This window comes from Micromonospora noduli (assembly GCF_003264475.1).
GTDB classification, from domain to species: Bacteria; Actinomycetota; Actinomycetes; order Mycobacteriales; family Micromonosporaceae; genus Micromonospora; species Micromonospora noduli.
This window is the reverse complement of the sequence record NZ_PYAC01000042.1, coordinates 498,999-524,533: the sequence shown is the minus strand read 5'-3', so window position 1 is coordinate 524,533 and position 25,535 is coordinate 498,999. Positions and strand designations below refer to the sequence as shown.

Genomic DNA, 25,535 nt, shown 5'->3' with positions numbered 1-25,535 from the left:
GGCGTCGCGCCTCGCGCCTCGCGCCTCGCGCCTCGCGCCAAGATCGTGCTCGAACCAGGATGTAGTGGCTTCACCGACGCGCCGATGCCACTGCATCCTGGATATTGCGCGATCTTGAGTTCGGGGCAACCTGCCGAAGGGTGCCGCGGGCGTCGCGGGCAGGCATTCGGCGCGCCGCCCAGGGCCCACCCCATGATCCACTCGAGTTCCTTGAAGGCGCGGTATCCCGGGTGCCGGAATACCGCGCCTTCCGTGAACCGGAGTTGATCACCGCTTGTCTCGGCCCCCGTGACGCGATTGGGCTCCACAATGAGGGCTAATGGAGGGAAGCTGACCGAGTCGCAAAGCAGGCCGAAGGGGTCTTCGCGAGGCTAATTGGTCGTCGTCAAGGGCCGGCTGCCCGGACGCGGCGGCTGCCCCGGATGCTCCGGCTCGCCAGGCCTTGAGGGTTTCCCGTGCGCCACCTCGCGTTGATCATGAAGTTATTGTCGGAACGCGAGATGGACGGCGATAACTTCATGATCAATAGCTGTGGTGCGAAGCGGGGAGCGAGCAAAGGTGCAATTTGCGCGGCGAGTCGGGGTCTATGGTCTTTTGCGGGACTCGGGCCGGGTCTTGGTGGTTCGGGACGGGGCAGAGGGTGAGTTTCCCGGGGTCTGGCGGTTGCCGGGCGGTGCCGTCGGGCATGCCGAGGACCCGGAGCGCGCTGTGGTCCGCGAGGTCGCCGAGCAGGCCGGGCTGACGGTCGCGGTGACGCGACTACTCGCGGTGGTCGCCGATGTGGCCACCTTTGCGGAGGACAAGGCCGCGCTGCACACCGACCGGCTATTGTTCGAGCTCAGCACTCCCCACGGCGCGCGGCCTGAGAGCGCGGGGCCCGGGGGCGGGTCGCGGGGTGTCGGGGCTGGTCTGGTTGATCAAGTGTGCTGGCTTTCGCTGGCGGAGGTGGCGCAGTTGCCGCTGACCCCGTTCACCGCCGAGGCGCTCGGCCTGCCGGTCACCCCACTGCCGCCGGCAGCGCACCGGTCGTGGGACCTGTTCCCGCCGCAGCACCCCGACCGGCGGCTGCGCTTCGGGGCGTACGGGCTGGTCACCGACCCCGCTGGGCGGATCCTGCTCACCCAGATCGCGGAGGGCTACCCGGGGGCCGGTCTGTGGCATCTGCCCGGCGGTGGCACCGATCACGGTGAGCAGCCGGCCACCGGGTTGCTGCGGGAGGTGGTCGAGGAGGGCGGGCAGGTGGGTCGGGTCGTGGAGCTTCTCGGCGTCAACAATCTGCACAATCCTGCCGCGCTGGGCCCGGAGGGCCGACCTCTGGACTGGCATGGCGTACGGGTGATCTATCGGGTGCTGGTGGACGTACCCACCGACGCGGTGGTCACCGAGTCCGCAGGAGGGTCGACGGCGCGGGCGGGGTGGTTCACCCGCGACGAGGCGGCTGACCTGCCGTTGAGCGACATCGCTGCCGTGGCAATCGGACAGAGTGGCCGATAGCACCCCGCTCGGTGAGCCGACTTGGTGACCCTCCGGTACAGTCAAAGGCGGGAATGATGGAGGAAACGGGCGATGAAGCCCGGGATGGGAACAAGCGAGCGGTTCGAGCGGTTTAAGCCAGATATAAGTACCGCCGGCAGCTATCGCCAAGCCATGTTCCCCTATGCGATGGTGTACTCCGCAAAACGGCTGCCGGGCCATGCAAGGTCCGGCACGAGACAGCCGGACACCCGCCGCTTGGCGGTCAGCAGATCCGGTGATGGAGGAAACGTGCCGAGAGCCCCATGGCGCCGGCGTCGTACTACTGACAGTCCGCGCCCCGCAGGGCGTCGCTGGGCGGGCCGGTTGCGCCGCAGCAGCACGTTCGCCCGCCAGGTGCTGTTGGTCCGGGTCGGTCGCCGCGACGGCGACCTGCACCCGACCGACCTGGCCCCGACCGAGCACCGGTACGCCGATCGGCAGCGCCGTCGCTACGGCCTGGACCGGCTCAGCCGGCCGACACTGGGCGTGGACCCGACACTGGGCCTGGACCGAGCCGACGTCAACGCGGTCATGCCGGTCAGCCCGGCGATGCCGCCGATGACGCAGACCGACGAGGCCCACTCGATCCCACTGCTCCCCGGCGAGCGCACCATCGCGCGCCGGATGAAGTTCGGCCTGGTCAACGCCTGCACGCTGGCCAGCCTGATGCTCGGCATGCTGGCCATCTTCCTGGCCATGCAGGGCGAGGTGCGCATGGCGGCGCTCTGCCTGATCGCGTGCGTCGGCTTCGACGGTCTGGACGGCGCGCTGGCCCGACGGCTCGGGGTGGCCAGCCCGTTCGGCGCGCAGATGGACTCACTGGCCGACATGTGCTCGTTCGGTCTCGCCGCGCCGGTAGTGGTCTACGCCTCGCTCGCCGGCTCCGTCTCCACGGCGGCGGCGGCGGTGGCGTGCGCCCTGGTCGCAGCGTGTGCCGCGATTCGACTGGCCCGCTTCAACGTCTCGCCGAAGGACGGCAGGTTCTTCTGCGGGGTGCCCACCACCATGGCGGCCGCGGTGCTCGCCGTGACGGTGGCGATCGGCCTGCCGGTGCCTGGTGCCGTGCTGGTCGCCGGGGTGGCGCTGCTGGCCTTCGCGATGGTGTCCAGCTTCCCGTACGCCAAGCTCGCCCGGCTGGTGAAGCTGCCGCCGTGGCTCTGGCTGGCCCCGGTGATCGGCGCGCTGGTCGACATTCGGCTCACGTTCGCCCTGATCGTGGTGGGCTACCTGGTCAGCGGGCCGGTTCTCTGGCTGCGGCAACGTCGTACCGCCTGATCTGAGCAGACAGGAACGGGGCGCCGCGAAAGCGGCGCCCCGTTTCTCGTTTGCGGGTCAGCGCCAGCGGGCGATGACAGTCGACCCGCCGACCACCTTGTCGCCCGGCCCGACCAGCGGGTCCGCGGCCTCAGCGGGCAGGTAGACGTCGGTCCGGGAGCCGAACCGGATCAGCCCGAAGCGCTCGCCCTTGGCCAGCAGCGCGCCGATCGGCGCGCGCTGCACGATCCGGCGGGCGATCAGCCCGGTCCGCTGCGCGACCACCACCGTGCCGCGAGCGGTGTCCAGCACTGTGTACGCGGCGACGTTGTGCTCGGCGTCCGGCTTCATCGCGTTGACGAAGCCGCCATCGGCGACGAAGTAGTCCACCACCTTGCCGGCGACCGGGGCGCGGTTGACGTGCACGTCCAGCACCGACAGGAACACCGCGATCCGCAGCCACTCGCCGTCGCCGAAGCGCTCGTCGTGCAGCCGCTGCACCGACAGGACCTTGCCGTCCGCGCTGGCGACCACGGCGCTCGGGTCCTCCGGCACGTCCCGCTCGGGATCCCGGAAGAACGCGGCGACCGGCCCGGCGGCCAGGGCCGGCAGCAGCCACAGCTTGGACGACGGACGCGCCACCCGGGCCAGCGCCGCGAGGCCCAGCGCGATGCCCGCCGCCGCCACTCCGTTGGAGTCGATGTGCATGCCCCGGGTCACCGGCACGCTCGACGGCCGGTACGCGGGGGCCAGGGTGTCGGCCGTGGCCGGGCTGGCCGGGGTGAACCGCAGCCGGTAGACCCGCACCGGCGGCGAGTTACGCAGCACCAGATCGGCGCCGACGCCGTAGAGGGCGTCCTGCCGGGCCAGCTCGGCGGCGGCACCCTCGGTCCGGCCGGGGGTGGCGACGGTCGCCACGCTCAGCACCGCCCCGTCGGTCAGGTACTTCGCCAACCCCTCGACGCCGTTGCGGGTGGCCTCGGCGGTGCCGGTGAACGCCTCACCGGCGATGACGACCCCGGCGGCCTCGGCTTCGGCCAGCGAGTCGACGACGCTCACCCGGTCGGCGACCCAGCGGCCCTGGGCTGTGACGTGCTCGCGGAGCGCCGCAGCGCCGAACGGCTCGGCGGGCACCACGGTGAGCCGGTCACCGGGGAGCAGCGCATCGACCGCCGCGGCCAGCACCGCGGAGTCCGGGGTCACCCCGACCAGCAGGGCGGCCTTGGGGTCGTTGATCCGGGCCAGCTCGGCGACGAGGGTACGGGCGGCTCGCTCGCCGATGCGGACCGGACCGGACCGGCCGGTGGTACGCACGGCGGGGGACTGGGTCATGTCGGGCGGGCTCCTGACGGGGGTAGAGACGGGAATCGCGGCGGGACCGCCATGGGCGGGACGGGCCGGCCGGCGGAGGCGAGATCTCCACCAGCCAGCATATGCGTCCGTCCGCGCCGGCCGCACCGCCGTGGGGATGCGGTGGACCGACGCGGACGGACCGCCCGAGGTCAGGCTTCCCTGCGCGGACCCTCGCGCTCGTCACCCGGCTGCTCGCCGCTGGCCTCGACCGGTTGGTCGGACCGGGTCGGCTCGTTCCCCTCGGACGAGGCCGGGCGGGCGGAATTCCCGATGGTCGGCTCGTCGTCTGCGTTGCCGGGTTGGCCGGGGATGGGCTCGGTCGGCGACTCCGCCGGCGAATGTGCCAGCCAGGCAGGGTGGATCACGTCGGCGGCCGGCACGTCCTGCGGCCGCACCTCGGTGGTCGGCGTCTCCAACGTCCGGTCCGAGATGAGCGTCGGGTCCGAGATGAGCGTCGGGTCCGAGGAACGCGTCGGGTCCGAGATGAGCGTCGGGTCCGAGGAGGGAGTGTCCCAGGTGGACCGTTCGGCTTCCCAGACCGGCAGGGCCGCGCCGGACGTCGCCGTGGCGGCACCGGAGACGGGTGCGCCGGAGACGGACGTGCCGGAGAGGGGAGCGACCGCCTCGGCGGCACCGGCCTCGGCAATCGGCTCCGGCTGGTTCGGTCGACCCGAGCGCAACGCGCCGACCAGCCCGAAGACCCCGATCAGGATGAGTGCGCCGGCCAGGAACCAGCCGACCGGCGGCAGCGCGAGCCCGAGCAGTTGGGCGAGCAGCCACCAGGCGGACAGCGCCAGGAACACGAGCCCGAAGGCGAACGACACCAGATCCGTGCGGTGAGCCTTCACCGGGTCACCTCCAGGTTGCCGGCATTGACATGGATGTAGAGGCGCAGGGTCCCGCCGCCGGGCCCGTCCGCGCCGACGTCGGTGGACTCCCGCAGGCGGCCGTCCAGCCCGCCGGATCGGTTGCCGAAGACGGTGGCGTCACCCGCGTTGACGTCGGCCACCGTGGTGACGTCCACGTTCGGCGGCACGACGACCGTCGCCTGGCCGAAGTTGACGGCAACTGTCACCTGGCTGTCCCGTTTCGCGAAGTCGATCCCGCGCAGGTCGAGCACGGCGTCACCGAAGCTGTTCTCGTACCGGTCCGCCAGGTCGCGGTAGTCGGTGGGCGCCCAGGTCACCGCGCCGTCGACCCCCCGGATCCGGTCGTAGGACTCGGCGACGGTCGCCGTGCCCAGCGCCGCCGCGGTCACCAGACCGAGCGCGATGAGCCAGCGCGCCCGCCCGAACCACGTGCCGACCAGCAGGCCCAGCGCGATCGTGGCCAGCGCGGCCGCGAAGTACGCCGAGGCGCTGATGGCGAAGACGTCCAGCAGGTCGAGCAGGGCGACCAGACCGAGCACCAGGAAGATCAGCGAGAAGGTCACCGCGCCGAGCGGCGACCGCTCCTTGGGGCGCTTCGGCGGCTTCGGCGGCTTGGGCGGAGGAGGCGCGGCCGGGGTCGGCGAAGCGTACGGGCCGTGCGGCGCGAACGGGGGGCGGTAACCGGAGGGCGGCGGGGCGGTCGGATAGCCGGCCGGTGCAGCGGGTGTGCTGCTCACCGGTGCCGACGGCCAGCCGGCGCTGGGCATGGCGGTGCTCGGCCAGCCGGGCTGGGCAGCCGTCGTGCCGGCCGGTTGCCCGGACACCGGGCCGACCCCGGACACCGGCTGCGTCGCGCTGGTCGGCGGCGCGTCGTACGCCGGGATGGTGACGGTGGGCGTCGCCCCCGTCGTCGCGGTGGCGTACCCCGGACCGGTGCTGAACATCGGCGGCGTCGCCGCTGGGCCGGTCGACGGTGCCGCGCCGTACGACGGCCAGGTCACCGGTGGGACGACCGCGCCGGGCGGTGCGGCGGGCGGCGGACCCCCCGGGGCGCCGGGCCGTGGATTGCGGCCGTCCCGGTTGAGCAGGAGCGCGCCGGCGACCAGGATGGCCGCGCCGAGCAGCACCGCGCGGAAGGCGTCGGTGACGATGTACGCGAAGCTGGCAGCGACCAGGATGCCCAGGACGATCACCGTCACCGGGGACATGCTGGAGCGACCACGACCGAGCATGGACTCGACGGGGGACGCGGTGTCGCCCTCGTTCGGGATGATCAGCCAGGCGGCGACGTACACCAGGATGCCGATGCCCCCGAAGAACCCGAGCACCGCGAGCAGCACCCGCCAGAGCACCGGATCGGTGTTGGTGGCGCGCCCGATCGCCGCGCAGACGCCAGCCAGATACCGCCCCTCGCGCGGCCGGACCAGCCCGTACCGCGAGGTGAAGCCGGTGCCGCCCAGCGGCGGTGGTGGCGCGGACGGACCGGGACCACCCGGCCCGGGTGGCGTGCCGCCCGGACCGTAGCCGGTGCCCGCCGCGAACCCCGGGCCTGGGCCGTAGCCCGCCGTGGGCGGCGCGTAGCCGTCGGCCGGCTCGCCGGGCGCGGTGCCGGCGGTCGCGTCGGTGCCAGCGTGCGGACCGAACGTGCTGGGCTCGGTCCATTCGGTGGGCGTGGTGGTGGGCGGGGACGGTGCTGAACCGCCCGGCTGTGCCGACCCCGGTCGGGGCGGCGGGGCAGCTTCCTCGGTCATGCTTCGATCCTGCTGCCCGGTCCACCCGAACGACCTCAGGACCCGACCCTGACCCCACCCTGAGATCCGGCGGCCGGAATGTCGGGGGCGTCCCCGTGGTCGCGGCCGCCGCAGCGTGTGACGATCGAGTCACCGACCTCGACCTGTCCGCCACCGTGACCAGGGAGCCTCCGATCAGCATCGTGACCCCGCCCCCGCGCCTCTACCGCGCCCCGGAGCACCGGATGGCCGCCGGCGTCGCCGCCGGTATCGCCGACCATCTCGGCATCTCGGTGCTGCGGGTGCGCGTCGCGTTCATGGTCCTGCTCGGGCTCAGCGGGCTCGGCCTGCTGCTCTACGCGGCCTTCTGGGCGGTGGTGCCGCTGCGCCCCGGCGACACCGCGGTGCCGCCCCGGCGGGACGTCGCCCAACTCCTGCCGTTCGTGGGGATCGGGCTCGGTGTCCTGTTGATCCAGGTGATGGTCTTCGACTCGGTCGGCGCGGCGGGCACCGCCGGTTGGTTGGTGGCCATCATCGCGGTCGGCGCGGGGGTCATCTGGCACCAGTCCGCGCCCGAGCGGCGGCGACAGTGGGGCGACGCGATGCCGGTGCCCTGGCTCGGCGCGGTCGTCGAGGAGAGCGACCGGCGGGCCTTCGTGCTGCGGTTCATCGGCGGGGGAGTGCTGGTCGCGGTCGGCATCATCGGCGTCGCGGCCGTCTACTCACCGGCACAGAACTTCGACGCGGTGATCAATGGCGTGATCTTCGCGTTGGTCGGGCTGGCGGGCGTCGGCGTGGTCGCCGCGCCGGTGCTCTGGCGGACGTACAGCCAGCTCCGCTCGGAGCGTGAGGGGCGCATCCGCGAGCAGGAGCGGGCCGAGCTGGCCGCGATGGTGCACGACCAGGTGCTGCACACGTTGGCACTGATCCAGCGCAACGCCGGCGACGTCAAGACGGTGCAGCGGCTGGCCCGGGGGCAGGAGCGCTCGTTGCGCAACTGGCTCTACAAGCCGACCGCTTCGCCGAGCGAGCGCTTCGCCGCCGCTCTGGAACAGGCCGCGGCCGAGGTCGAGGACACCTTCGCGATCAGCGTGGAGACGGTGGTGGTGGGGGACCGGGAGACCGACGAGAAGGTCGGCGCGCTGGTCGCGGCCGCGCGGGAGGCGTTGGTGAACGCGGCCCGGCACGCCGGCGTGCAGACCGTGTCGCTCTACGCCGAGGTGGAACCGGATCAGGTCAGTGTGTTCGTCCGGGACCGGGGGAAGGGCTTCGATCCGGATACCGTGGAGGACCACCGGCACGGCGTACGCGGCTCGATCATCGGGCGGATGAAGCGGCACGGCGGACGGGCCGAAATACGGTCCGGCCCGGGGGAGGGGACCGAGGTCCGGTTGATCCTGCCGATCTCCCGGGACTCGTCCGCAGCGGAGAGGAACAGATGACCATGGCCGAGCAGTCGACCGAGCACCTCGACCCAGCGGATGCCCGCCCCGAGCGGCTGCGGGTGTTCCTGGTGGACGACCACGCCATGTTCCGAGCCGGGGTGCGCGCGGAGTTGGGCGCCCACGTCGAGGTGGTGGGCGAGGCGAGCACGGTGGCCGAGGCGGTCACCCGGATCGCCGCGGTCGGTCCCGACGTGGTGCTGCTCGACGTGCACATGCCCGACGGCGGCGGCCGCGCGGTGCTGGAGGCGATGCGGCGTACGCACCCGCAGGTCAAGTTCCTCGCGTTGAGCGTCTCCGACGCGGCGGAGGACGTGATCGGGCTGATCCGTGCCGGTGCCCGCGGGTACGTCACCAAGACCATCTCCCCGGACGAGCTGGCTGCCGCGATCCGTCGCGTGGCCGACGGGGACGCGGTGTTCAGCCCACGGCTGGCCGGGTTCGTGCTGGACGCCTTCGCGGCCCGGCCGGACGCACCGGTGGCCGACCCGGAGCTGGACCAGCTCACCAACCGTGAGCGTGAGGTGCTGCGGCTGCTGGCCCGGGGGTACGCGTACAAGGAGATCGCCAAGGAGCTCTTCATCTCCATCAAGACGGTGGAGACGCACGTGTCGAACGTGCTGCGCAAGCTTCAGATGTCCAACCGCTACGAACTCTCCCGTTGGGCGGCGGATCGCCGCCTCGTGTGACGGCGCGTCGGCACCGGCGAGGATCAGAGAAACGTCCGGCGCGCCCTCGTACACCCGGCCGGTGATCGTGTCCGGGTAGCCGTAGGGGCCCTCATCCGGATGGGTCGAAACGTGAGCGGTGACAGACGTCCCCCCGGGCTCGGGTGAGCTCGGGGCTCGCGCGCGGGCCGAGGCTGGCTGTTCGGGTGGCGCAAGGTATTTCCTGCTCAGTGCCGTCCGTGTCGGGCGTTTTATGATCATTTTTCAAGTATCGGCAACGTGGCGGGCAACTAACGGCTTGATAACGGCACCTTCACGGAAGAGGCCAGTGGGTGTCACAGTGGCAGCACCTCACCATCGGTGTGTGGCACTCCGTACGCCCCACGACCACGATTCCGCCGATCTCGGCGGCCCGTGGCTGTGTCGATTGCGTCGTGTCAAGCGTCGTTGGTGGGGGAGCCCGGCGGATCGGAACATCAGGGGTGTCCCCAACTTCCCTGTGGTCCCGGCGACCCGCGCCCCGGGGTGGTCGGGCGGTGTCACCCCCAAACGTGCGTGAAACCCACGACGGAACCTGGTTAGAAAGAGGAGGCCCCTCGGAATGAGAGTCTCGAAGCGGGCGACGAGCGCTATCGCGCTCAGCGCGGCTGCCGCGCTTGTCGCGAGCGGTTGCTCGAGCGGCGGTGGCGACGAAACTGCCGCCAGCGCGGACGGCTCGATCGTTGTTCACGGCGTCCAGCCGGAGAACCCGCTGGTCCCGTCGAACACCACGGAGACCGGTGGCGGCAAGATCATCGACTGGATGTGGACCGGCCTGGTCGAGTACCCGAACGACGGTGGGGCCCCGCGTAACGCGCTGGCGGAGTCCATCAACACCACGGACTCCAAGGTCTTCACGATCAAGATCAAGGCCGGTACCAAGTTCCACGACGGTACCGAGGTCAAGGCGAAGAACTTCGTCGACGCCTGGAACTGGGCCGCCTACTCGCCGAACGGCGCGCAGAACGGCACCTTCTTCGCGGACATCGCGGGCTTCGACCAGACCTACACCACGGACCCCGATGGCGCGGACGGCCCGAAGAAGGCCCCGACGCCGACGGCCGACAAGCTGTCCGGCCTGAAGGTCATCGACGAGCAGACCTTCGAGGTCACCCTGGCAGCGCCGACCGCGGTCTTCCCGACCAAGCTCGGCTACAGCGCCTTCATGCCGCTGCCGGACGTGTTCTTCACCATGAAGCCGGAAGAGTTCGGCAAGAACAAGCCGATCGGCAACGGCCCGGTGAAGTTCGTGTCCTGGGAGGACAACTCCCTCATCAAGCTGACGCGCTTCGACGACTACAACCTTCGCGACAAGATGAAGGTCAAGGACGTCGACGTCAAGCTGTACCAGGACGACAACGCCGCCTACGCCGATCTGCTGGCCAACAACCTCGACTTCATGGAGGTTGTCCCCACCTCGGCGCTCGCCGGTGACAAGTGGAAGACCGACCTCGGTGACCGGGGCCGCTCGACCGTCACGCCGTCGACCGCGTTCATCGCGTTCCCGATCTACGACAAGCGCTACGCGAACCCGAAGCTGCGTCGTGCCGTCTCGCTGGCGGTCAACCGGCAGGAGATCTCGGACAAGATCTTCTTCGGCACCCGCAAGCCGGCCGACAGCTGGGCGAACCCGCTGACCCCGGGCGCCAAGCCGGGCAACTGCACCGCCTGCAAGTTCGACCCGACCACGGCCAAGCAGCTGCTCGCCGAGGCCGGTGGCTTCAGCGGTGAGATGGTCTTCTACTACAACGCGGACTCCGCCCACAAGGACTGGATGGACGCCGTCGCGCAGCAGGTCAAGACCAACCTCAACATCAACGCTCGGGCCGAGGGTGTGCCGACCTTCGCGGTGTTCCGCCAGAACATCAACGCCCACAAGATGACCGGCCCGTACCGCGCTGCCTGGCAGCAGGACTACCCGGACGTCGAGAACTGGGTCAACCCGCTGTTCATCACCAACGGCTCCTCGAACGACGGCCTCTACAGCAACCCCGAGGTCGACGCCCTTGCCAAGCAGGCCAGCGGCGCCCCGAGCCTGGAGGCCTCGCACGAGGCGTTCGCCAAGGCGGTCGAGAAGGTCGACCAGGACGTCCCGAGCATCCCGGTCTACTTCTACGGTCAGCAGTCCGGCCACTCGGAGAAGATCAAGAAGCTCGAGCTGAACAACGTCGGCGAGATCGACATCACCTCGGTCGAGCTCTGATCCGAACGGTCTGACCCCGGGTCGGGCTCGCCACATCCGGTGAGCCCGACCCGGGGCCGTTCCGCGATTGGGTGTTACAACACTCCACTCGCACGTTGTCACCACCGTGTCGGCCGTCCGACGCGCCCCCTGTCTGGAGGACCACCCCATGGGCCGTTATCTGTTGAGACGGCTGCTCCAACTCGTGCCGGTCTTCATCGGTACGACGTTCCTGATCTACTGGCTCGTCTGGGCCGTTCCGGGCGATCCGTTCGCCGGCAAGTGCGGTGAGCGTCGCTGCCCGGACCAGTACATCGCCTTCATGACCGAGAAGTACCACCTCGACCAGAACGTCTTCGTGCAGTACGCCAACTACATGAAGAACCTGCTCCAGGGCGACTTCGGTCAGACGTTCTCGCAGCGCGAGATCAGCGACATCATCCTGACTTCGTACCCGAACACCCTGAAGCTGGCCCTCGTGGCGCTCGCCATCGAGGCGATCATCGGCCTCGGCGCCGGCGTGCTCAGCGGTCTGCGGCGTAACGGCTTCCTGGACAACCTGGTCCTGGTCTCCACCCTCTTCCTGATCGCACTGCCGGTCTTCGTGGTCGGCTTCGTGCTGCAGTGGCTGCTGGGTGTGCAGTGGGGCATCATCAAGCCGACCGTCTCCTCCGAGATGCGGTGGTCCGAGCTGATCGTGCCGGGCTTCGTGCTGGGCAGCGCGTCAGTGGCGTACATCGCCCGGGTGGCACGAACGAGCATCGCGGAGAACCGTCGCGCCGACTACGTGCGCACCGCCATCGCCAAGGGCCTGCCGATGCGCCGGGTGGTCGGCGTGCACCTGCTGCGCAACTCGCTCATCCCGGTGGTGACCCTGCTCGGTACCGACCTCGGTGCCCTGATGGGTGGCGCGATCGTCACCGAGGGAATCTTCGGCATCAACGGAATCGGCCGCCAGGTCTTCCGGGCGATCATCACCAAGGAAAGCGCCACGGTGGTAGGAATCGTGGTCGTCCTGGTGCTGGTCTATCTCGTGATGAACCTGCTGGTTGACCTGCTCTACGCCGCCCTGGACCCGAGGATCCGTTATGAGTGACCCGAGTACCGCATCGATCGTCAGTACCCCTGGCGCACACCCCACCGACTCCGCCGCACCCGCCACCGCGGGCCAGCCGCAGAGCAACGAGAAGCCGCGCGGCCTGCTCGCCGACGCCTGGCGGGATCTGCGGCGCAAGCCGCTGTTCTGGATCTCGGCCACGCTGATCGTGATCTTCCTGTTGATGGCGGCCTTCCCGGCGCTGTTCGCCCCGGGCGACGCGGTCAACGGCTCGCTGTCCCGCAGCCTCGACAAGCCGTCCGCCAATGGCTGGTTCGGCTACGACGTGCAGGGCCGCGACGTCTACGCCCGGGTCATCTACGGCGCACGGGCCTCCATCGTGGTCGCCGTGCTCTCCGTGATGGGCACCCTGCTCATCGGCGGAACCATGGGCATCATCTCCGGTTACCGCGGTGGCTGGGTGGACGCGCTGCTCAGCCGGATCGCCGACGTCTTCTTCGGTCTGCCCTTCGTGCTCGGCGCGATCGTCATCCTGACGACCTTCAACGGGTCGGGCGCCGGCAACAGCAAGGCCCAGATCATGGGCCTGGTGATCGCGTCACTGATCGTGCTGAGCTGGCCGGTCGTGATGCGGCTGATGCGCTCCTCGGTGCTCGCCACCAAGGAGGCCGACTACATCGTGGCGGCCCGCGCGTTGGGTGCCGGCACCGGCCGGATCATCCTCAAGCACCTGCTGCCGAACTGCCTGGCCCCGCTGCTGGTCTACGGCACGATCATGGTCGGCTCGTTCATCGGCGCCGAGGCCACCCTGTCGTTCCTGGGCGTCGGTCTGAAGTCGCCGGTGGTGTCCTGGGGCATCATGATCAGTGATGGGCAGCAGTTCGTCCGGGTCGCGCCGGGGCTGGTGTTCTTCCCCGCCGCGTTCCTCGTCACCGCAGTGCTGAGCTTCGTGATGCTCGGTGAGTCGGTCCGCGAGGCCCTCGATCCGAAACTCCGCTAGGGGAGATCCAGTTGTCCGACATTCTCGTGTCCGAGCAGTCAGCGCCGGGACCCGGCGGGTCCGGGCGTCCCTCCGGCCGCCTGCTCGAGGTCGACGACCTGCGGGTGGAGTTCCGTACCCGGGACGGCGTCGCAAAGGTCATCAACGGGGTCACGTACCACGTCGACGCGGGGGAGACCCTCGCCGTGCTCGGCGAGTCCGGCTCCGGTAAGAGCGTCACCGCGCAGACCATCATGGGCATCCTCGACACGCCGCCCGGCTTCGTCACCGGTGGGCAGGTCCGCTTCCACGGCAAGGACATGCTCCGCATGTCCGACGAGGAGCGGCGCCGCATCCGCGGCGAGGGCATCGCGATGATCTTCCAGGACGCGCTCTCCGCGCTGAACCCCGTCTTCACCGTCGGGTTCCAGATCGCCGAGCAGTTCCGGGTCCGGCGGGGCATGGGCCGCGCGGAGGCCAAGAAGCGCGCGATCGACATGCTCGACCAGGTCAAGATCCCGAACGCCAAGGGTCGGTTCAACAACTACCCGCACCAGTTCTCCGGCGGTATGCGGCAGCGCGCGATGATCGCGATGTCGCTGGCGCTCGACCCCGAGGTGCTGATCGCGGACGAGCCGACCACCGCTCTCGACGTGACAGTGCAGGCCCAGATCATGGACCTGCTGGCCGAGCTTCAGCGCGAGCGGCAGATGGGCATGATCCTGATCACCCACGACCTCGGTGTGGTCGCCGACGTCGCGGACCGGATCGCGGTCATGTACGCGGGCCGGATCGTCGAGGAAGCAGACGTGTACGAGCTGTACGCCAAGCCGGCGCACCCGTACACGCTGGGTCTGATCGACTCGATCCCGCGCCTCGACGAGAAGGGGCAGCAGCTCCGGACGATCAAGGGCCTCCCGCCGAACCTGATGAACATCCCGCCGGGCTGCCCGTTCAACCCGCGGTGCCCGATGGCTCAGCCGGTGTGCCGGGAGAAGGTCCCGCCGCTGCTGCAGGTCGGCCCCGCCCGGGCCAGCGCCTGCCACTTCGCCGAGGAGCTGGTGAACCGTGTCTGAGAACATCCTCGAGGTCAATGACCTGGTCAAGCACTACCCCGTCACCCAGGGCGTGGTGTTCAAGAAGACCGTCGGTCAGGTCAAGGCGGTCGACGGGGTCTCGTTCGGTCTGCGCGCCGGTGAGACGCTCGGTGTGGTCGGCGAGTCCGGCTGCGGCAAGTCGACGCTCGCCCGGGTGCTGATGAACCTGGAGAAGCCGACCGCCGGCAACGTGGTCTACAAGGGCCAGGACATCTCGAAGCTGTCCGGTGGGGCGCTGCGGCGTCTGCGCCGGCAGATCCAGCTGGTCATGCAGGACCCGTACACCTCGCTGAACCCGCGGATGACCGTCGGCGACCTGCTCGGTGAGCCGTTCGAGATCCACCCGGAGGTGGCGCCGAAGGGCAGCCGCCGGGCCAAGGTCCGCGAGCTGCTCGACCTGGTCGGGCTCAACCCGGAGCACATCAACCGGTACCCGCACCAGTTCTCCGGCGGTCAGCGTCAGCGCATCGGCATTGCCCGCGCGCTCGCGCTGCGGCCCGAGATCATCGTCTGTGACGAGCCGGTGTCGGCGCTGGACGTCTCCATCCAGGCTCAGGTCATGAACCTGCTGGAGCAGTTGCAGGGCGAGTTCGGCCTCTCGTACGTCTTCATCGCGCACGACCTGTCGGTGGTCCGCCACCTGTCGGACCGGGTCGCGGTGATGTACCTCGGCAAGATCGTCGAGATCGGCACCGAGGACGAGATCTACGAGCGACCGACCCACCCGTACACCCAGGCTCTGCTCTCTGCCGTGCCGGTGCCGGACCCGACGCAGCGGCACAACAAGACGATCATCCGGCTCACGGGTGACGTGCCGTCGCCGATCAGCCCGCCCTCGGGCTGCCGGTTCCGGACCCGCTGCTGGAAGGCGCAGGACGTCTGCGCCGAGCAGGTCCCGCTGCTGGAGATCCGACGGGACTCGGACCACCCGAGCGCCTGCCACTTCGCGGAGAAGCGCGAGATCGTCGCCACCCACGAGGTGTGAGTCACCGAAACCGCCTGCCGCCGTCACCACGACGACGGCAGGCGGTTTCGTCTGTCAGTGACCGGATCGGCCGCGCGGCGCCTGGCCGCCCAGGAGGCGTCTGCAAGCACAGGGAAGCCGTGGCCCGGTTCAGCGCGGGCTGAGGTGGCTCACAGCGGGCCGCGGCCCGCGCGGAGCAGCAGCAGGGCCAGCTGGGTGCCGTCGGCACCGAGCGCGACACGGAAACGCTCCAGGATCTCCCGTTCCCGGGAGAGCACCAGGCGGGTCCCACCGGACGCCATCCGGGTCACCCCGACCTCCTGGGACAACGCGGCCCGCTCCTGCCAGAGCGTGATCAACGCGTGGTCGATCTCGTCGATCCGTTCCCTGATCTGCACGATCCGCGCCGAGGCGGACGGCTCCTCGGTGCCGGTCTGCTGCTCGGCCGGCTCGGCGTCCGCACCCGTCGCTGGTGTGGCCACCGCCGGCTCAGCCCCCTGCGCTGCCGGCTGCCCCGGTCGGATCGGGCTGCCGCTCTGCTCCATCACGTTTGTCATCATCGGGTACCTCTCGCAGTGTGGTGCCCGGTGCCCGGAACCTGGGACGGAAAAAGCCCCGGACTCCAGGAGCCCGGGGCTTTAGCAGGTCTGAATCGATCAGGCGCGACCTACGGCAGCCGGACTCCCGGTGCCATAGTAAAAGTAGAAGCGCGCAGCGATCACGCCGTCGAGTATGCCCACGTCGTTGCCGGGTGCGCAAGCAATCCGCGTCGCGAAGGGCGTTTGCCGCCGGTGGGCGTGTCGGGTGGTGGTGCGCGCCGTCGGGAAGTGTCGGGCCGGCGGCATAGACTTGTCGGGCGATGCATCCTCTCTTCGACATCCCCGCGTCCCCGCCTGCGCCGGAGTCCGCGCCGGCCCGCCCGCACCGACCCGGGGCGGCTGCCGCGCGTCTCGATCCGCAGCAGCTGCTCGCCGGGCTGAACGGGCCGCAGCGCGACGCCGTCAGCCATGCCGGCTCGCCGCTGCTGATCGTGGCCGGCGCCGGGTCCGGCAAGACCCGGGTGCTCACGCACCGGATCGCCTACCTGCTCGCCGCTCGGGACGTGCACCCCGGTGAGATCATCGCGATCACCTTCACCAACAAGGCCGCCGGCGAGATGAAAGAGCGCGTCGCCGCGCTGGTGGGCCCCCGGGCCCGCCTGATGTGGGTGTCGACGTTCCACTCGGCCTGCGTGCGGATCCTGCGTGCCGAGCACGAGCACGCCGGGCTCAAGTCGACGTTCTCCATCTATGACGCGGACGACTCCCGCCGGCTGATGCAGTTGGTGACCCGCGAGCTGGATCTCGACCCGAAGCGCTACCCGGCGCGTGGGCTCGCCGCCCAGGTCTCCAACCTCAAGAACGAGCTGGTCGATCCGGAGCAGTTCGCGGCGCGGGCCACCGGGCCCAACGAGCGGGCGCTGGCCGAGGCGTACACGCTCTACCAGCGTCGGCTGCGTGAGGCACACGCCCTGGACTTCGACGACCTGATCATGACCACGGTGCACCTGCTCCAGTCCCACCCGCACGTCGCGGAGAGCTACCGCCGACGGTTCCGGCACGTGCTGGTCGACGAGTACCAGGACACCAACCACGCCCAGTACGTCCTGATCAAGGAGCTGGTCTCCGGCACCGACGGGCTGGAGCCCGCCGAGCTGTGCGTGGTCGGCGACGCCGACCAGTCGATCTACGCGTTCCGGGGTGCGACGATCCGCAACATCCTGGAGTTCGAACGGGACTTCACCGACGCGCGGACGATCCTGCTGGAGCAGAACTACCGCTCCACCCAGACCATCCTCAACGCGGCCAACGCGGTGATCGACCGCAACACCTCCCGGAAACCCAAGCGGCTGTGGAGCGAGGCCGGCGCCGGCGAGCAGATCGTCGGCTACGTGGCCGACACCGAGCACGCCGAGGCCGACTGGGTGGCCCGGGAGATCGACCGGCTGGTCGACGCCGACGAGACGCGCCCCGGCGACGTCGCCGTCTTCTACCGCACCAATGCGCAGTCCCGCGTCTTCGAGGAGGTGTTCATCCGGGTCGGCCTGCCCTACAAGGTGGTCGGCGGGGTGCGCTTCTACGAGCGCAAGGAGGTCCGCGACGCCCTGGCGTACCTGCGTTCGGTGGTCAACGACGACGACACGGTGAGCCTGCGGCGAGTGCTCAACACCCCGCGCCGGGGGATCGGCGACCGCGCCGAGGCGTGTGTCGAGGCGCTCTCCAGCCGCGACCGGATCTCCTTCGGCGCGGCGTTGCGCCGGGCCCGCGAGGCGCCGGGCATCTCCAGTCGGGCGGCCAACGGCATCGGGGACTTCGTGGCGTTGCTCGACGGCGCCCGTGAGCTGGCCGAGACCGGCACCCCGGAGGAGGTGCTGGAGGCGCTGCTGACCCGTTCCGGCTACCTCACCGAGCTGGAGGAAAGCCTGGACCCGCAGGACGCCGGCCGGGTGGACAACCTCCAGGAACTGGTCAGCGTCGCCCGCGAGTACACCGAGCGGATCGAGGCGCTGGGCGAGGAGGGGGAGCGGGCCACCCTGGCCGGCTTCCTGGAGCAGGTGGCGCTGGTCGCCGACGCCGACCAGATCCCCTCCGACGACCCCGACCACCAGGGCGTGGTCACCCTGATGACGCTGCACACAGCCAAGGGACTGGAATTCTCGGTGGTCTTCCTGACCGGGCTGGAGGACGGCGTCTTCCCGCACCTGCGCTCGCTGGGCGACACCCGCGAGTTGGAGGAGGAGCGCCGGCTGGCGTACGTCGGCATCACCCGTGCCCGACAGCGGCTCTACATGTCCCGGGCGGTGACCCGCTCGGCGTGGGGGCAGCCGTCCTACAACCCGCCGTCACGCTTCCTGGAGGAGCTGCCGACCGAGTTGGTGCACTGGGAGCGCACCGAAGGGTCGTACACCTCGTGGGCTGGCGGGGGCGGCGGCGTCGGTGGCCGCGCGGACCGCGCGCCCGGCGCGCGTGGCAACTTCACCGGGGGGACGCCGAAGGCAGCCCAGCTGGCGCAGCGGCTCGGCGTGGACGCCAGCCGGCTGACCACGGCCAGTGAGCTGCCGCAGGGGCCGAAGGTGTCCGCGGGCGACCGGGTCAACCATCAGCGGTACGGGTTGGGGCGGGTGCTCGCCGTCGAGGGGCACGGCCCGGGTGCCCGCGCGCAGATCGACTTCGGCGACCAGACCATGTGGCTGGTGCTCCGGCACGCCCCGGTCGACAAGCTCTGACCCGGCGCGCCGCACCATCGCACCGAAGCAGGGAAGGAGGGGCCTCAGGCCCCTCCTTCCCTGCTGTTGCGCCCGGACCGCGCGGGGATGTTGCCTCAGCAGCCCAGGTCGACGCCGTGGGCCCGCATGAACGGGGCCGGATCGATCTGGTTCCACATGCCCTGGTGCACCTCGAAGTGCAGGTGCGGGCCGGTGGCATCGCCGGTGGCGCCCTCGTAGCCGATGACCTGGCCGGCCTTCACCTTCTGGCCGACGGTGACAGCGATGCGGCTCTGGTGGGCGTAGTGGGTCAGGTAGCCGTTGCCGTGGTCGATGAAGACGGAGTTGCCGTACCCGTCGGAGGCGTCGCCGGCCTGGGTCACGGTGCCGGCGGCCGCTGCGTGGATCGGAGTTCCGGAGGGCAGCGCCAGGTCGATACCGGCGTGCAGGGTGCCCCAGCGCTGCCCGTAGCAGGACGTGACTGCTGCGCCCGGCATCGGGTCGACCCAGGCGGGCGTGGGCCTGGTGGTCTTCTTCGGCTTCGGCTTGGCCTTCGCGGCGGCCGTCTTCGCGGGGGCCGGGCTGGTGCTGACCGCCGACGGGCTGGGCGTCGGGCTCAGCGAGGGGGCGACCGGGGTGCTCGACTCACGGACCGAGCGGTCGGCCCGGCTCGCACCCTCGGCCCGGGCCTGGGTGTCGAGGGAGACGGCGGCGGGTGCCGGGTGGTCGCCGCCGGTGGTGGCGACCGCGACGCCGCCGAGGCCGAGGGCCACCAGGACGGCGGCGCCGAGCACGATGAGGCGGTTCCGCCGGGGAGCGCGCTGCGGCTGCTCGGTGTGGGGGGCGTCGGGGGTGTTCTCGTTCTGGACGGGGCTGTCTTCCTGCACGGCGGACCTTCACAGTCGAGGGGCACTTGACCTCGAAATACTGGTGTCGGTTCGAGCCGGGGTGGGCGCGGGGACCGGGTGACCATGCGGCGGGCGAAGTGATGGCTGCCCGGATATGACCCGCTCTACGGCGCTCTATCCAGAAAAGTGATCATGCTGAGTGGTGTTGCCCGTCACAATCGCCGATGTGACCCGGGATACATCCGCTCGGCCGAGGCAACGAAAAACCGCCCGGATCGACAGATCCGGGCGGTCAACGGTCGTTACGCAACGTCAGCCGGCGGCTACCTCGCTGTAGATTGCCTCGATTTGCAGCTTGATGTCCACTCCACGCTCCTGGAGGAACGGCACCGGGTCGATCGGCTGCCCCTTGACATGGATCTCCAGGTGCAGGTGGGTGCCGTACGCGTGGCCGGTCTGACCCACCAGGCCGAGCTGGTCGCCCGCCTTGATCTGCTGGCCTTCCTTGACGCTCACCGCGGAGGAGTGGCCGTAGATGGCCTCGCTGCCGTCGGCGTGCTGGACGATCACCGCGTTGCCGTACCCGCCGAACCAGCCGGCCTTGGTGACCAACCCGTCGTGGATCGCCACGTAGGGAGTGCCCTCGCCGGCGACCAGGTCGACGCCGGTGTGCATCTTGCCCCAGCGGAGCCCGTACGGGGAGTTGAAGTCGTAGCCCTGCAGCGGCAGCAGCCAGACCTCGCGCTCGGCGCTGTCCTTGCTGCGGCTGTCCCGGGAGGCGCGGTCGGCGTTGTCCGCACGGGCCGCGGCGTCCTGGCTGGTGACCGACGCCTGCTTGAGCTCGTCGAGGACCGTCGGGCTGACGTCCTTGGCGTCCGGCAGGGCGCTCGCGCCGAGGGCCACGATGCCGGCACCGACGAACGCGGTGGTGACGACAGCGGCGTAACGGCTGCGGGGTGGGGTGGGTACGCGGCGGCGACCGCGATATCGATCGGGCTCAGACGACAGGCGCTGGCGCACGCACACCCTCCGTTGTCGGGGTTCCGAAGCGGCCGGTGGGCGTCCCCTGAAGCTCCAGTGAAACGTCCGCTGACCGCGTCGTCACCCGTCCATGGACCTGATGACAACCGTGGACACGTTAGCCAACCGCCAGGCGAGTCACAAGCTAGACCGAAAAATTGGCGTGTCGATCTGTCCGTTTGCGTCCCTGATTGTCATGCATCGCGACGCCGAACGGTGCCCCCGTCGCTGCCCGTTCGTCGCCGAGCGTGACCGTTCCGGCGGAGTCGTCCGGCTTGACTCCGAACGGCGCCGGGATGTGTCCACAGTCCTGCCAGCGGTGCAGCGACTCCGAAGCCCGGATTGCGCGCGGCCGCACCTCTTCCGGGTTGCGCGGTGGACACGCCGGGTAACGGCCGGTGGCAGAGCCCGGATTTCCCGGGCCGGGCCCGCCGGGTTACCGTTCGTTAAGGTGAAGGCGGTCAAGCCGGTGAAAGGTGTGCGCTGATGAGCTCTCGGATTCGGGTCGTCGTCGCGAAGCCTGGCCTGGACGGCCACGACCGGGGCGCGAAGGTCGTCGCGCGCGCCCTGCGGGATGCCGGCATGGAGGTCGTCTACACCGGCCTGCACCAGACCCCCGAGCAGATCGTGGAGACCGCCATCCAGGAGGACGCCGACGCGGTCGGCCTGTCCGTGCTCTCCGGCGCGCACATGACGCTCTTCCGGCGGGTGCTGGAACTGCTCGGTGAGCGGGACGCCCGCGACATCGTCGTGTTCGGTGGCGGCATCATTCCGAACGGCGACATTCCCGAGTTGGAGAAGCTGGGCGTCGCGAAGATCTTCACGCCGGGCGCCACCACCCAGGCAATTGTCGAGTGGGTCCGACAGAACGTGGCCCAGCCGGTTTCCTGAGGCACGCCGATCGCTGCGTCACCGAATTTTGGGCACGGGGGAGGGGCCGGACGCACCCCTCACACGTCCGGCCCCTCTATGCACGATGCCCCGCCGCCACCCCTCGACCGACAGGGCATCGGCCGTATCCCGTCATTGCGCTGTTCAGCGCTCCGACATCTGACTCAACGACGCCCCCACGGCAGGGTTACGCAAGCCGGACAACATCGCCCGGACGGTGGATGCCACCCGAGTCATGACCGGAAACCGGCCACACCTGGTGTCCGGTTGTGCATTACCGCACACCGTGCACCCGCTCGGTTGCCGGTGGTGCCGACCTCGCTAGGCTGCCGCCAATGGCCTGTTTCAACTGATGACAGGCGTCAAACTGTTTTCTGAACGCTGGTGGCGGCGCGACGGCGCGCCGCGGAGACGGGACGGGACGCGCAATCGTGGACCTGTACGAGTACCAGGGGCGGGACCTGTTCGAGCGGCACGGCTTGCCCGTGCTGGCCGGCGGCGTCGCCACTACCCCGGAAGAGGCCCGCGCGATCGCCGAACGTCTTGGCGGCCGTGTGGTCGTCAAGGCGCAGGTAAAGGTCGGCGGCCGAGGTAAGGCCGGCGGCGTCAAGCTGGCCGAGGGCCCGGATGAGGCGGTGGCCCGTGCCACCGACATCCTCGGCATGGACATCAAGGGTCACACCGTCCACAAGGTCATGATCACAGTGACCGCGGACGTGGCCGAGGAGTACTACTTCTCGTACCTGCTCGACCGGGCGAACCGCACCTTCCTCTGCATCGCCAGCGTCGCCGGCGGCATGGACATCGAGCAGGTCGCCGCCGAGACCCCCGACAAGGTCGTGAAGGCCCCGATCGACGCCGTGAAGGGCGTGGACGAGGCCAAGGCCCGCGAGATCGTGACCGCCGCCGGCTTCCCGGCTGCGGTTGCCGACCAGGTGGTCGAGATCGCCGTCGGCCTGTGGCAGGCGTTCGTCGCCGAGGACGCGACCCTGGTCGAGGTCAACCCGCTCGCCAAGAACGGCGACGGCCGGATGCTCCTGCTCGACGCCAAGATCAGCCTGGACGAGAACGCCGCGTTCCGGCACCCGGACCACGAGGCGCTTGTCGACCAGGCCGCCGTGGACCCGCTGGAGCAGGCCGCCAAGGCCAAGGACCTCAACTACGTCAAGCTCGACGGTGAGGTCGGCATCATCGGCAACGGCGCGGGTCTGGTCATGTCGACCCTCGACGTGGTCGCGTACGCCGGTGAGCGGCACGGCAACGTCAAGCCGGCCAACTTCCTCGACATCGGCGGCGGCGCGAGCGCCGCGGTGATGGCGAACGGGCTGGAGATCGTGCTCTCCGACCCGGCCGTGAAGAGCGTCTTCGTCAACGTCTTCGGCGGCATCACCGCCTGCGACGAGGTCGCCAACGGCATCATCCAGGCGCTGGCCCTGCTGGAGCAGCGCGGCGAGCAGGTCACCAAGCCGCTCGTCGTCCGTCTCGACGGCAACAACGCCGAGGCTGGCCGGGCGATCCTGGACAGCGCGAACAACCCGCTCGTGCAGCGGGTGGACACCATGGACGGTGCGGCCGAGCGGGCCGCCGAGCTGGCAGCTGCGGGGGTCTGATCATGGCTATCTGGCTGACCAAGGACTCGAAGGTCATCGTCCAGGGGATGACCGGTTCCGAGGGTTCCAAGCACACCCGGCGGATGCTGGCCGCCGGCACCAACGTGGTCGGTGGCGTCAACCCGCGCAAGGCGGGCCAGACTGTCGACTTCGACGGCACCGAGCTGCCGGTCTTCGCGTCCGTCGCGGACGCGATGGCCGAGACCGGGGCCGACGTCACAGTCATCTTCGTGCCGCCGCAGTTCACCAAGGCCGCCGTGGTCGAGGCGATCGACGCCGCGATCCCGCTGGCCGTGGTGATCACCGAGGGCGTTCCGGTGCACGACACCGCGTCGTTCTGGGCGTACAACGTGGCGCAGGGCGAGCGGACCCGGATCATCGGGCCGAACTGCCCGGGCATCGCCTCGCCGGGCGCGTCCAACGCCGGCATCATCCCGGCCGACATCACCGGCTCCGGCCGGATCGGCCTGGTCAGCAAGAGCGGCACGCTGACCTACCAGATGATGTACGAGCTGCGCGACATCGGCTTCTCCACCTGCGTCGGCATCGGCGGTGACCCGATCATCGGGACCACCCACATCGACGCCCTCGCGGCGTTCGAGGCCGACCCGGAGACCGACGCCATCGTCATGATCGGTGAGATCGGTGGCGACGCCGAGGAGCGGGCCGCCGAGTTCATCAAGGCCAACGTCACCAAGCCGGTGGTCGGCTACATCGCCGGCTTCACCGCTCCGCCGGGCAAGACCATGGGTCACGCCGGGGCGATCATCTCCGGCTCGGCCGGCACCGCCGAGGCGAAGCAGGCGGCGCTGGAGGCAGTCGGCGTCAAGGTCGGCAAGACGCCGACCGAGACCGCGAAGCTGATGCGGGAGATCATGTCCGGCAGCTGAGCCGGTCAGGCAACACGAAGGGGGTCGACCGTCACGGTCGACCCCCTTCGGCGTACGCGCGCTCCGCGCTGGTCAGTCGTTGTTCCAGAACGGGTAGTTGCCGGTCGAGCGCAGGATCGCCCCGCCGATGATGTTGATCACGCCGAGCGCGATGGCGAGGTAACCGAGCAGCGGCGACTGCCCGTACCGCCGGGCGTCGCGGATGGACAGGTAGCCGAAGACGATGCCGAAGATGCCGCAGCAGATCAGCCCCAGCACGATGCCCAGCACGCCCCAGAGGGTGGTTCGGTCGCGTCCCTGGGCCGGTGGTGGTGGGGGAGGCGGGTATGGCGTCGTCACAGCGTCCTCCGAGCGGTCATGGGCGACGTGCCGGCCCGGACCGCGACCGGCGGGCCCGTCCGGGGTGGCGGGACTCGCGCCCCCTCAGGGCCGAGGCTAGACCGGCCCGGGTGGGCAGGACGTCGGTTCGGTGAACTCGCCGACCTTAGGAGGGGTTAACGGACTGCCACCGCCCGCGCGACGTGCCAGAGTAGAGCGGATGTCCCCCGTCACCCCTGACCGTCCCAGCCGTCCCGGCGGTGTGAGCGCCGACGACCGGCCGGTCGACCGTGCCGCACCGGCCCGGCGGGTGCCCGCGCCTCGCGCGGGCGGGTCGCCGCGCGGGCGGGCGCCGTTGCCCGTCGCTGCCGGGGTGGCCGCCTGCTGGGCCGGCCTCACCTCGTACCTGCCGGTCGCCATCGTGCTCGGCCTGGTGCAGCTCGGCGCGGATGGCACCACGGTGACCGGTGCCCTGCGCACCGCGCTGGCCGGCTGGCTGCTCGGGCACGGCGTGCCGTTGCACACCGAGACCGGGCCGCTCGGGCTCGCCCCGCTGGCGCTGACAGTGCTCGCGCTCTGGCGGCTGACCCGCGCCGGCGTGCACGTCAGCCGCGCGATCGGTGCTCGCGACACCCGCTCACCGCGCCGGGCACTGCTCGCCGCGGTCGCGGTCGGTGTGGCGTACGCGCTGCTCGGCGCGCTCGCGGCGGTGCTGGTCGGCACGGGTGGGCCGAATGTGTCGCTGATCCGGGCGGGTGCCACGTTCGCGGCGGTCGGCACACTCGCCGCGCTGGTCGGCGCGGTCCGGATCACCGCCGTGACCCGGCTGCTCGTCACCCGGCTTCCGGGCCCGGTGCGTGACGGCGTTCGCACCGGCCTGGTGGCCGGGCTGCTGCTGCTCGGCGCGGGCGCGGGCGCGGCCGGCCTGGCGGTGGCCACCGGCGGCGGCGACGCTGCCGACATGATCGGGGCGTACCGGACCGGGGTCGCCGGGCAGGCCGGCATCACGCTGGTCAGCGTCGCGTACGCGCCCAACGCGGCGGTCTGGTCGACCAGTTACCTGCTCGGGCCGGGGTTCGCGGTCGGGACCGACACCGCGGTCCGTACCAGCGAGGTGTCGGTCGGCGCGCTGCCGGCCGTTCCGCTGCTCGCTGGCCTGCCGCGCGGCCCGGTGGACGGCTTCGGCGCCCTGCTGCTCGCGGTGCCGGTGCTGGCCGGGATGGTCGCCGGTTGGCTGCTCGCCCGGCGGGTGGCCCGACTCGCCGTGCCGGAGCGGGCTGCGCAGCGCTGGGCCGAGTTGCTGGCGCCGGCGGTGCTGGCCGGGCCGGTGGCCGGGGTGGTGCTCGGTGCGGCCGCGGCGGTCTCCGGCGGGCCGCTCGGCGCCGGTCGGCTGTCCCAGGTCGGGCCGGTGGGCTGGCAGGTCGGGGCGGTGGCGGCCGGTGTCATCGCGGTCGGCGCGCTGCTCGGCGCCGCCGCCACCCGGGCGCTGACCCGCGGGCCCGCACAGTAGAGCCCCAGCCACGCGGGCGCTGACCTGGCGACCCGCGCGGTAGACGAGCGCGGGG

General features: G+C 70.6%; 20 protein-coding genes and 1 pseudogene. 14 read left to right on the top strand and 7 right to left on the bottom strand.

Annotated elements, in window-relative coordinates:
- Positions 1-558 precede the first annotated feature (558 nt).
- Both MED15_RS31425 and MED15_RS31420 read left to right on the top strand, forming a co-directional pair.
- Positions 559-1,494: an NUDIX hydrolase gene (locus MED15_RS31425; protein WP_112604077.1), complete on the top strand. Its 936-nt coding sequence runs from the start codon at positions 559-561 to the stop codon at positions 1,492-1,494.
- A gap of 345 nt (positions 1,495-1,839) precedes the next feature.
- Positions 1,840-2,790 carry a CDP-alcohol phosphatidyltransferase family protein gene (locus MED15_RS31420; protein ID WP_112584541.1) on the top strand — a complete coding sequence of 317 codons (951 nt, stop codon included), beginning with the start codon at positions 1,840-1,842 and terminating at the stop codon, positions 2,788-2,790.
- A 57-nt stretch (positions 2,791-2,847) separates the two neighbouring features.
- Here MED15_RS31420 and MED15_RS31415 read toward each other — a convergent pair whose 3' ends face one another.
- The 3 genes and pseudogenes from MED15_RS31415 to MED15_RS31405 form a co-directional block, all read right to left on the bottom strand.
- Positions 2,848-4,101, bottom strand: a complete 1,254-nt coding sequence (locus MED15_RS31415; protein ID WP_112584542.1) for a phosphatidylserine decarboxylase — start codon at positions 4,099-4,101, stop codon at positions 2,848-2,850.
- Positions 4,102-4,721: 620 nt separating this feature from the next.
- Positions 4,722-4,970: pseudogene (locus MED15_RS31410) on the bottom strand (hypothetical protein); the annotation flags it as partial.
- Complete coding sequence (locus tag MED15_RS31405; protein WP_244220639.1) at positions 4,967-6,742, bottom strand: PspC domain-containing protein; 1,776 nt, start codon at positions 6,740-6,742, stop codon at positions 4,967-4,969. The pseudogene MED15_RS31410 and the gene MED15_RS31405, both read right to left, overlap by 4 nt.
- Positions 6,743-6,897: 155 nt before the next feature.
- Here MED15_RS31405 and MED15_RS31400 point away from each other — a divergent pair, with 155 nt between their 5' ends.
- From MED15_RS31400 to MED15_RS31370, 7 genes are all read left to right on the top strand, one after another.
- Positions 6,898-8,163 carry an ATP-binding protein gene (locus tag MED15_RS31400; RefSeq protein WP_112584545.1) on the top strand — a complete coding sequence of 422 codons (1,266 nt, stop codon included), beginning with the start codon at positions 6,898-6,900 and terminating at the stop codon, positions 8,161-8,163.
- A 2-nt stretch (positions 8,164-8,165) separates the two neighbouring features.
- Entirely contained in the window at positions 8,166-8,852 is a 687-nt protein-coding gene (locus MED15_RS31395; protein WP_030337843.1) for a response regulator, read from the top strand.
- 580 nt (positions 8,853-9,432) lie between these two features.
- The gene (locus MED15_RS31390; RefSeq protein ID WP_112584543.1) at positions 9,433-11,073 is read left to right on the top strand and encodes a peptide ABC transporter substrate-binding protein; all 1,641 of its coding nucleotides are present in this window, start codon (positions 9,433-9,435) and stop codon (positions 11,071-11,073) included.
- Between the two features lie 148 nt (positions 11,074-11,221).
- Positions 11,222-12,148 carry an ABC transporter permease gene (locus tag MED15_RS31385; RefSeq protein ID WP_091406376.1) on the top strand — a complete coding sequence of 309 codons (927 nt, stop codon included), beginning with the start codon at positions 11,222-11,224 and terminating at the stop codon, positions 12,146-12,148.
- Positions 12,141-13,109: an ABC transporter permease gene (locus MED15_RS31380; RefSeq protein ID WP_091406374.1), complete on the top strand. Its 969-nt coding sequence runs from the start codon at positions 12,141-12,143 to the stop codon at positions 13,107-13,109. The genes MED15_RS31385 and MED15_RS31380 overlap by 8 nt, the downstream gene beginning before the upstream one ends.
- A gap of 26 nt (positions 13,110-13,135) precedes the next feature.
- Positions 13,136-14,164: an ABC transporter ATP-binding protein gene (locus MED15_RS31375; RefSeq protein WP_091406372.1), complete on the top strand. Its 1,029-nt coding sequence runs from the start codon at positions 13,136-13,138 to the stop codon at positions 14,162-14,164.
- Complete coding sequence (locus tag MED15_RS31370) at positions 14,157-15,170, top strand: ABC transporter ATP-binding protein (protein ID WP_112583780.1); 1,014 nt, start codon at positions 14,157-14,159, stop codon at positions 15,168-15,170. Before MED15_RS31375 ends, MED15_RS31370 begins: the two co-directional genes overlap by 8 nt.
- A 149-nt stretch (positions 15,171-15,319) precedes the next feature.
- Here the strand turns inward: MED15_RS31370 and MED15_RS31365 are convergent, their stop codons facing one another.
- Entirely contained in the window at positions 15,320-15,709 is a 390-nt protein-coding gene (locus tag MED15_RS31365) for a chorismate mutase (protein ID WP_112583779.1), read from the bottom strand.
- Between the two features lie 299 nt (positions 15,710-16,008).
- Here MED15_RS31365 and pcrA point away from each other — a divergent pair, with 299 nt between their 5' ends.
- Positions 16,009-18,414: a DNA helicase PcrA gene (gene pcrA, locus MED15_RS31360; RefSeq protein WP_112737659.1), complete on the top strand. Its 2,406-nt coding sequence runs from the start codon at positions 16,009-16,011 to the stop codon at positions 18,412-18,414.
- A 95-nt stretch (positions 18,415-18,509) separates the two neighbouring features.
- Here the strand turns inward: pcrA and MED15_RS31355 are convergent, their stop codons facing one another.
- The gene (locus tag MED15_RS31355) at positions 18,510-19,280 is read right to left on the bottom strand and encodes a M23 family metallopeptidase (protein WP_112737657.1); all 771 of its coding nucleotides are present in this window, start codon (positions 19,278-19,280) and stop codon (positions 18,510-18,512) included.
- A gap of 273 nt (positions 19,281-19,553) precedes the next feature.
- Entirely contained in the window at positions 19,554-20,261 is a 708-nt protein-coding gene (locus MED15_RS31350; protein WP_112583776.1) for a M23 family metallopeptidase, read from the bottom strand.
- Between the two features lie 486 nt (positions 20,262-20,747).
- On the opposite strand from MED15_RS31350, the gene icmB reads away from it, so the two are divergent.
- From icmB to sucD, 3 genes are all read left to right on the top strand, one after another.
- Complete coding sequence (gene icmB, locus MED15_RS31345) at positions 20,748-21,152, top strand: coenzyme B12-dependent isobutyryl CoA mutase small subunit (RefSeq protein WP_030491849.1); 405 nt, start codon at positions 20,748-20,750, stop codon at positions 21,150-21,152.
- Between the two features lie 431 nt (positions 21,153-21,583).
- Positions 21,584-22,762: an ADP-forming succinate--CoA ligase subunit beta gene (sucC, locus tag MED15_RS31340; RefSeq protein ID WP_112583775.1), complete on the top strand. Its 1,179-nt coding sequence runs from the start codon at positions 21,584-21,586 to the stop codon at positions 22,760-22,762.
- Between the two features lie 2 nt (positions 22,763-22,764).
- Positions 22,765-23,652, top strand: a complete 888-nt coding sequence (gene sucD, locus MED15_RS31335) for a succinate--CoA ligase subunit alpha (RefSeq protein ID WP_030337831.1) — start codon at positions 22,765-22,767, stop codon at positions 23,650-23,652.
- A gap of 72 nt (positions 23,653-23,724) precedes the next feature.
- Here the strand turns inward: sucD and MED15_RS31330 are convergent, their stop codons facing one another.
- Positions 23,725-23,991, bottom strand: a complete 267-nt coding sequence (locus MED15_RS31330) for a DUF4190 domain-containing protein (RefSeq protein ID WP_112583774.1) — start codon at positions 23,989-23,991, stop codon at positions 23,725-23,727.
- Positions 23,992-24,190: 199 nt separating this feature from the next.
- Between MED15_RS31330 and MED15_RS31325 the strand changes: the two genes are divergently transcribed.
- Positions 24,191-25,480 carry a cell division protein PerM gene (locus MED15_RS31325; RefSeq protein WP_112737655.1) on the top strand — a complete coding sequence of 430 codons (1,290 nt, stop codon included), beginning with the start codon at positions 24,191-24,193 and terminating at the stop codon, positions 25,478-25,480.
- Positions 25,481-25,535 lie beyond the last annotated feature (55 nt).

Bases quoted from the DNA above. Each gene is read 5' to 3' on its own strand.
- MED15_RS31415 (WP_112584542.1), bottom strand. From the start codon at position 4,101: ATGACCCAGTCCCCCGCCGTGCGTACCACCGGCCGGTCCGGTCCGGTC.
- MED15_RS31405 (WP_244220639.1), bottom strand. From the start codon at position 6,742: ATGACCGAGGAAGCTGCCCCGCCGCCCCGACCGGGGTCGGCACAGCCG.
- MED15_RS31395 (WP_030337843.1), top strand. From the start codon at position 8,166: ATGGCCGAGCAGTCGACCGAGCACCTCGACCCAGCGGATGCCCGCCCC.
- MED15_RS31390 (WP_112584543.1), top strand. From the start codon at position 9,433: ATGAGAGTCTCGAAGCGGGCGACGAGCGCTATCGCGCTCAGCGCGGCT.
- MED15_RS31385 (WP_091406376.1), top strand. From the start codon at position 11,222: ATGGGCCGTTATCTGTTGAGACGGCTGCTCCAACTCGTGCCGGTCTTC.
- MED15_RS31380 (WP_091406374.1), top strand. From the start codon at position 12,141: ATGAGTGACCCGAGTACCGCATCGATCGTCAGTACCCCTGGCGCACAC.
- MED15_RS31365 (WP_112583779.1), bottom strand. From the start codon at position 15,709: ATGATGACAAACGTGATGGAGCAGAGCGGCAGCCCGATCCGACCGGGG.
- pcrA (WP_112737659.1), top strand. From the start codon at position 16,009: ATGCATCCTCTCTTCGACATCCCCGCGTCCCCGCCTGCGCCGGAGTCC.
- icmB (WP_030491849.1), top strand. From the start codon at position 20,748: ATGAGCTCTCGGATTCGGGTCGTCGTCGCGAAGCCTGGCCTGGACGGC.
- sucD (WP_030337831.1), top strand. From the start codon at position 22,765: ATGGCTATCTGGCTGACCAAGGACTCGAAGGTCATCGTCCAGGGGATG.
- MED15_RS31325 (WP_112737655.1), top strand. From the start codon at position 24,191: ATGTCCCCCGTCACCCCTGACCGTCCCAGCCGTCCCGGCGGTGTGAGC.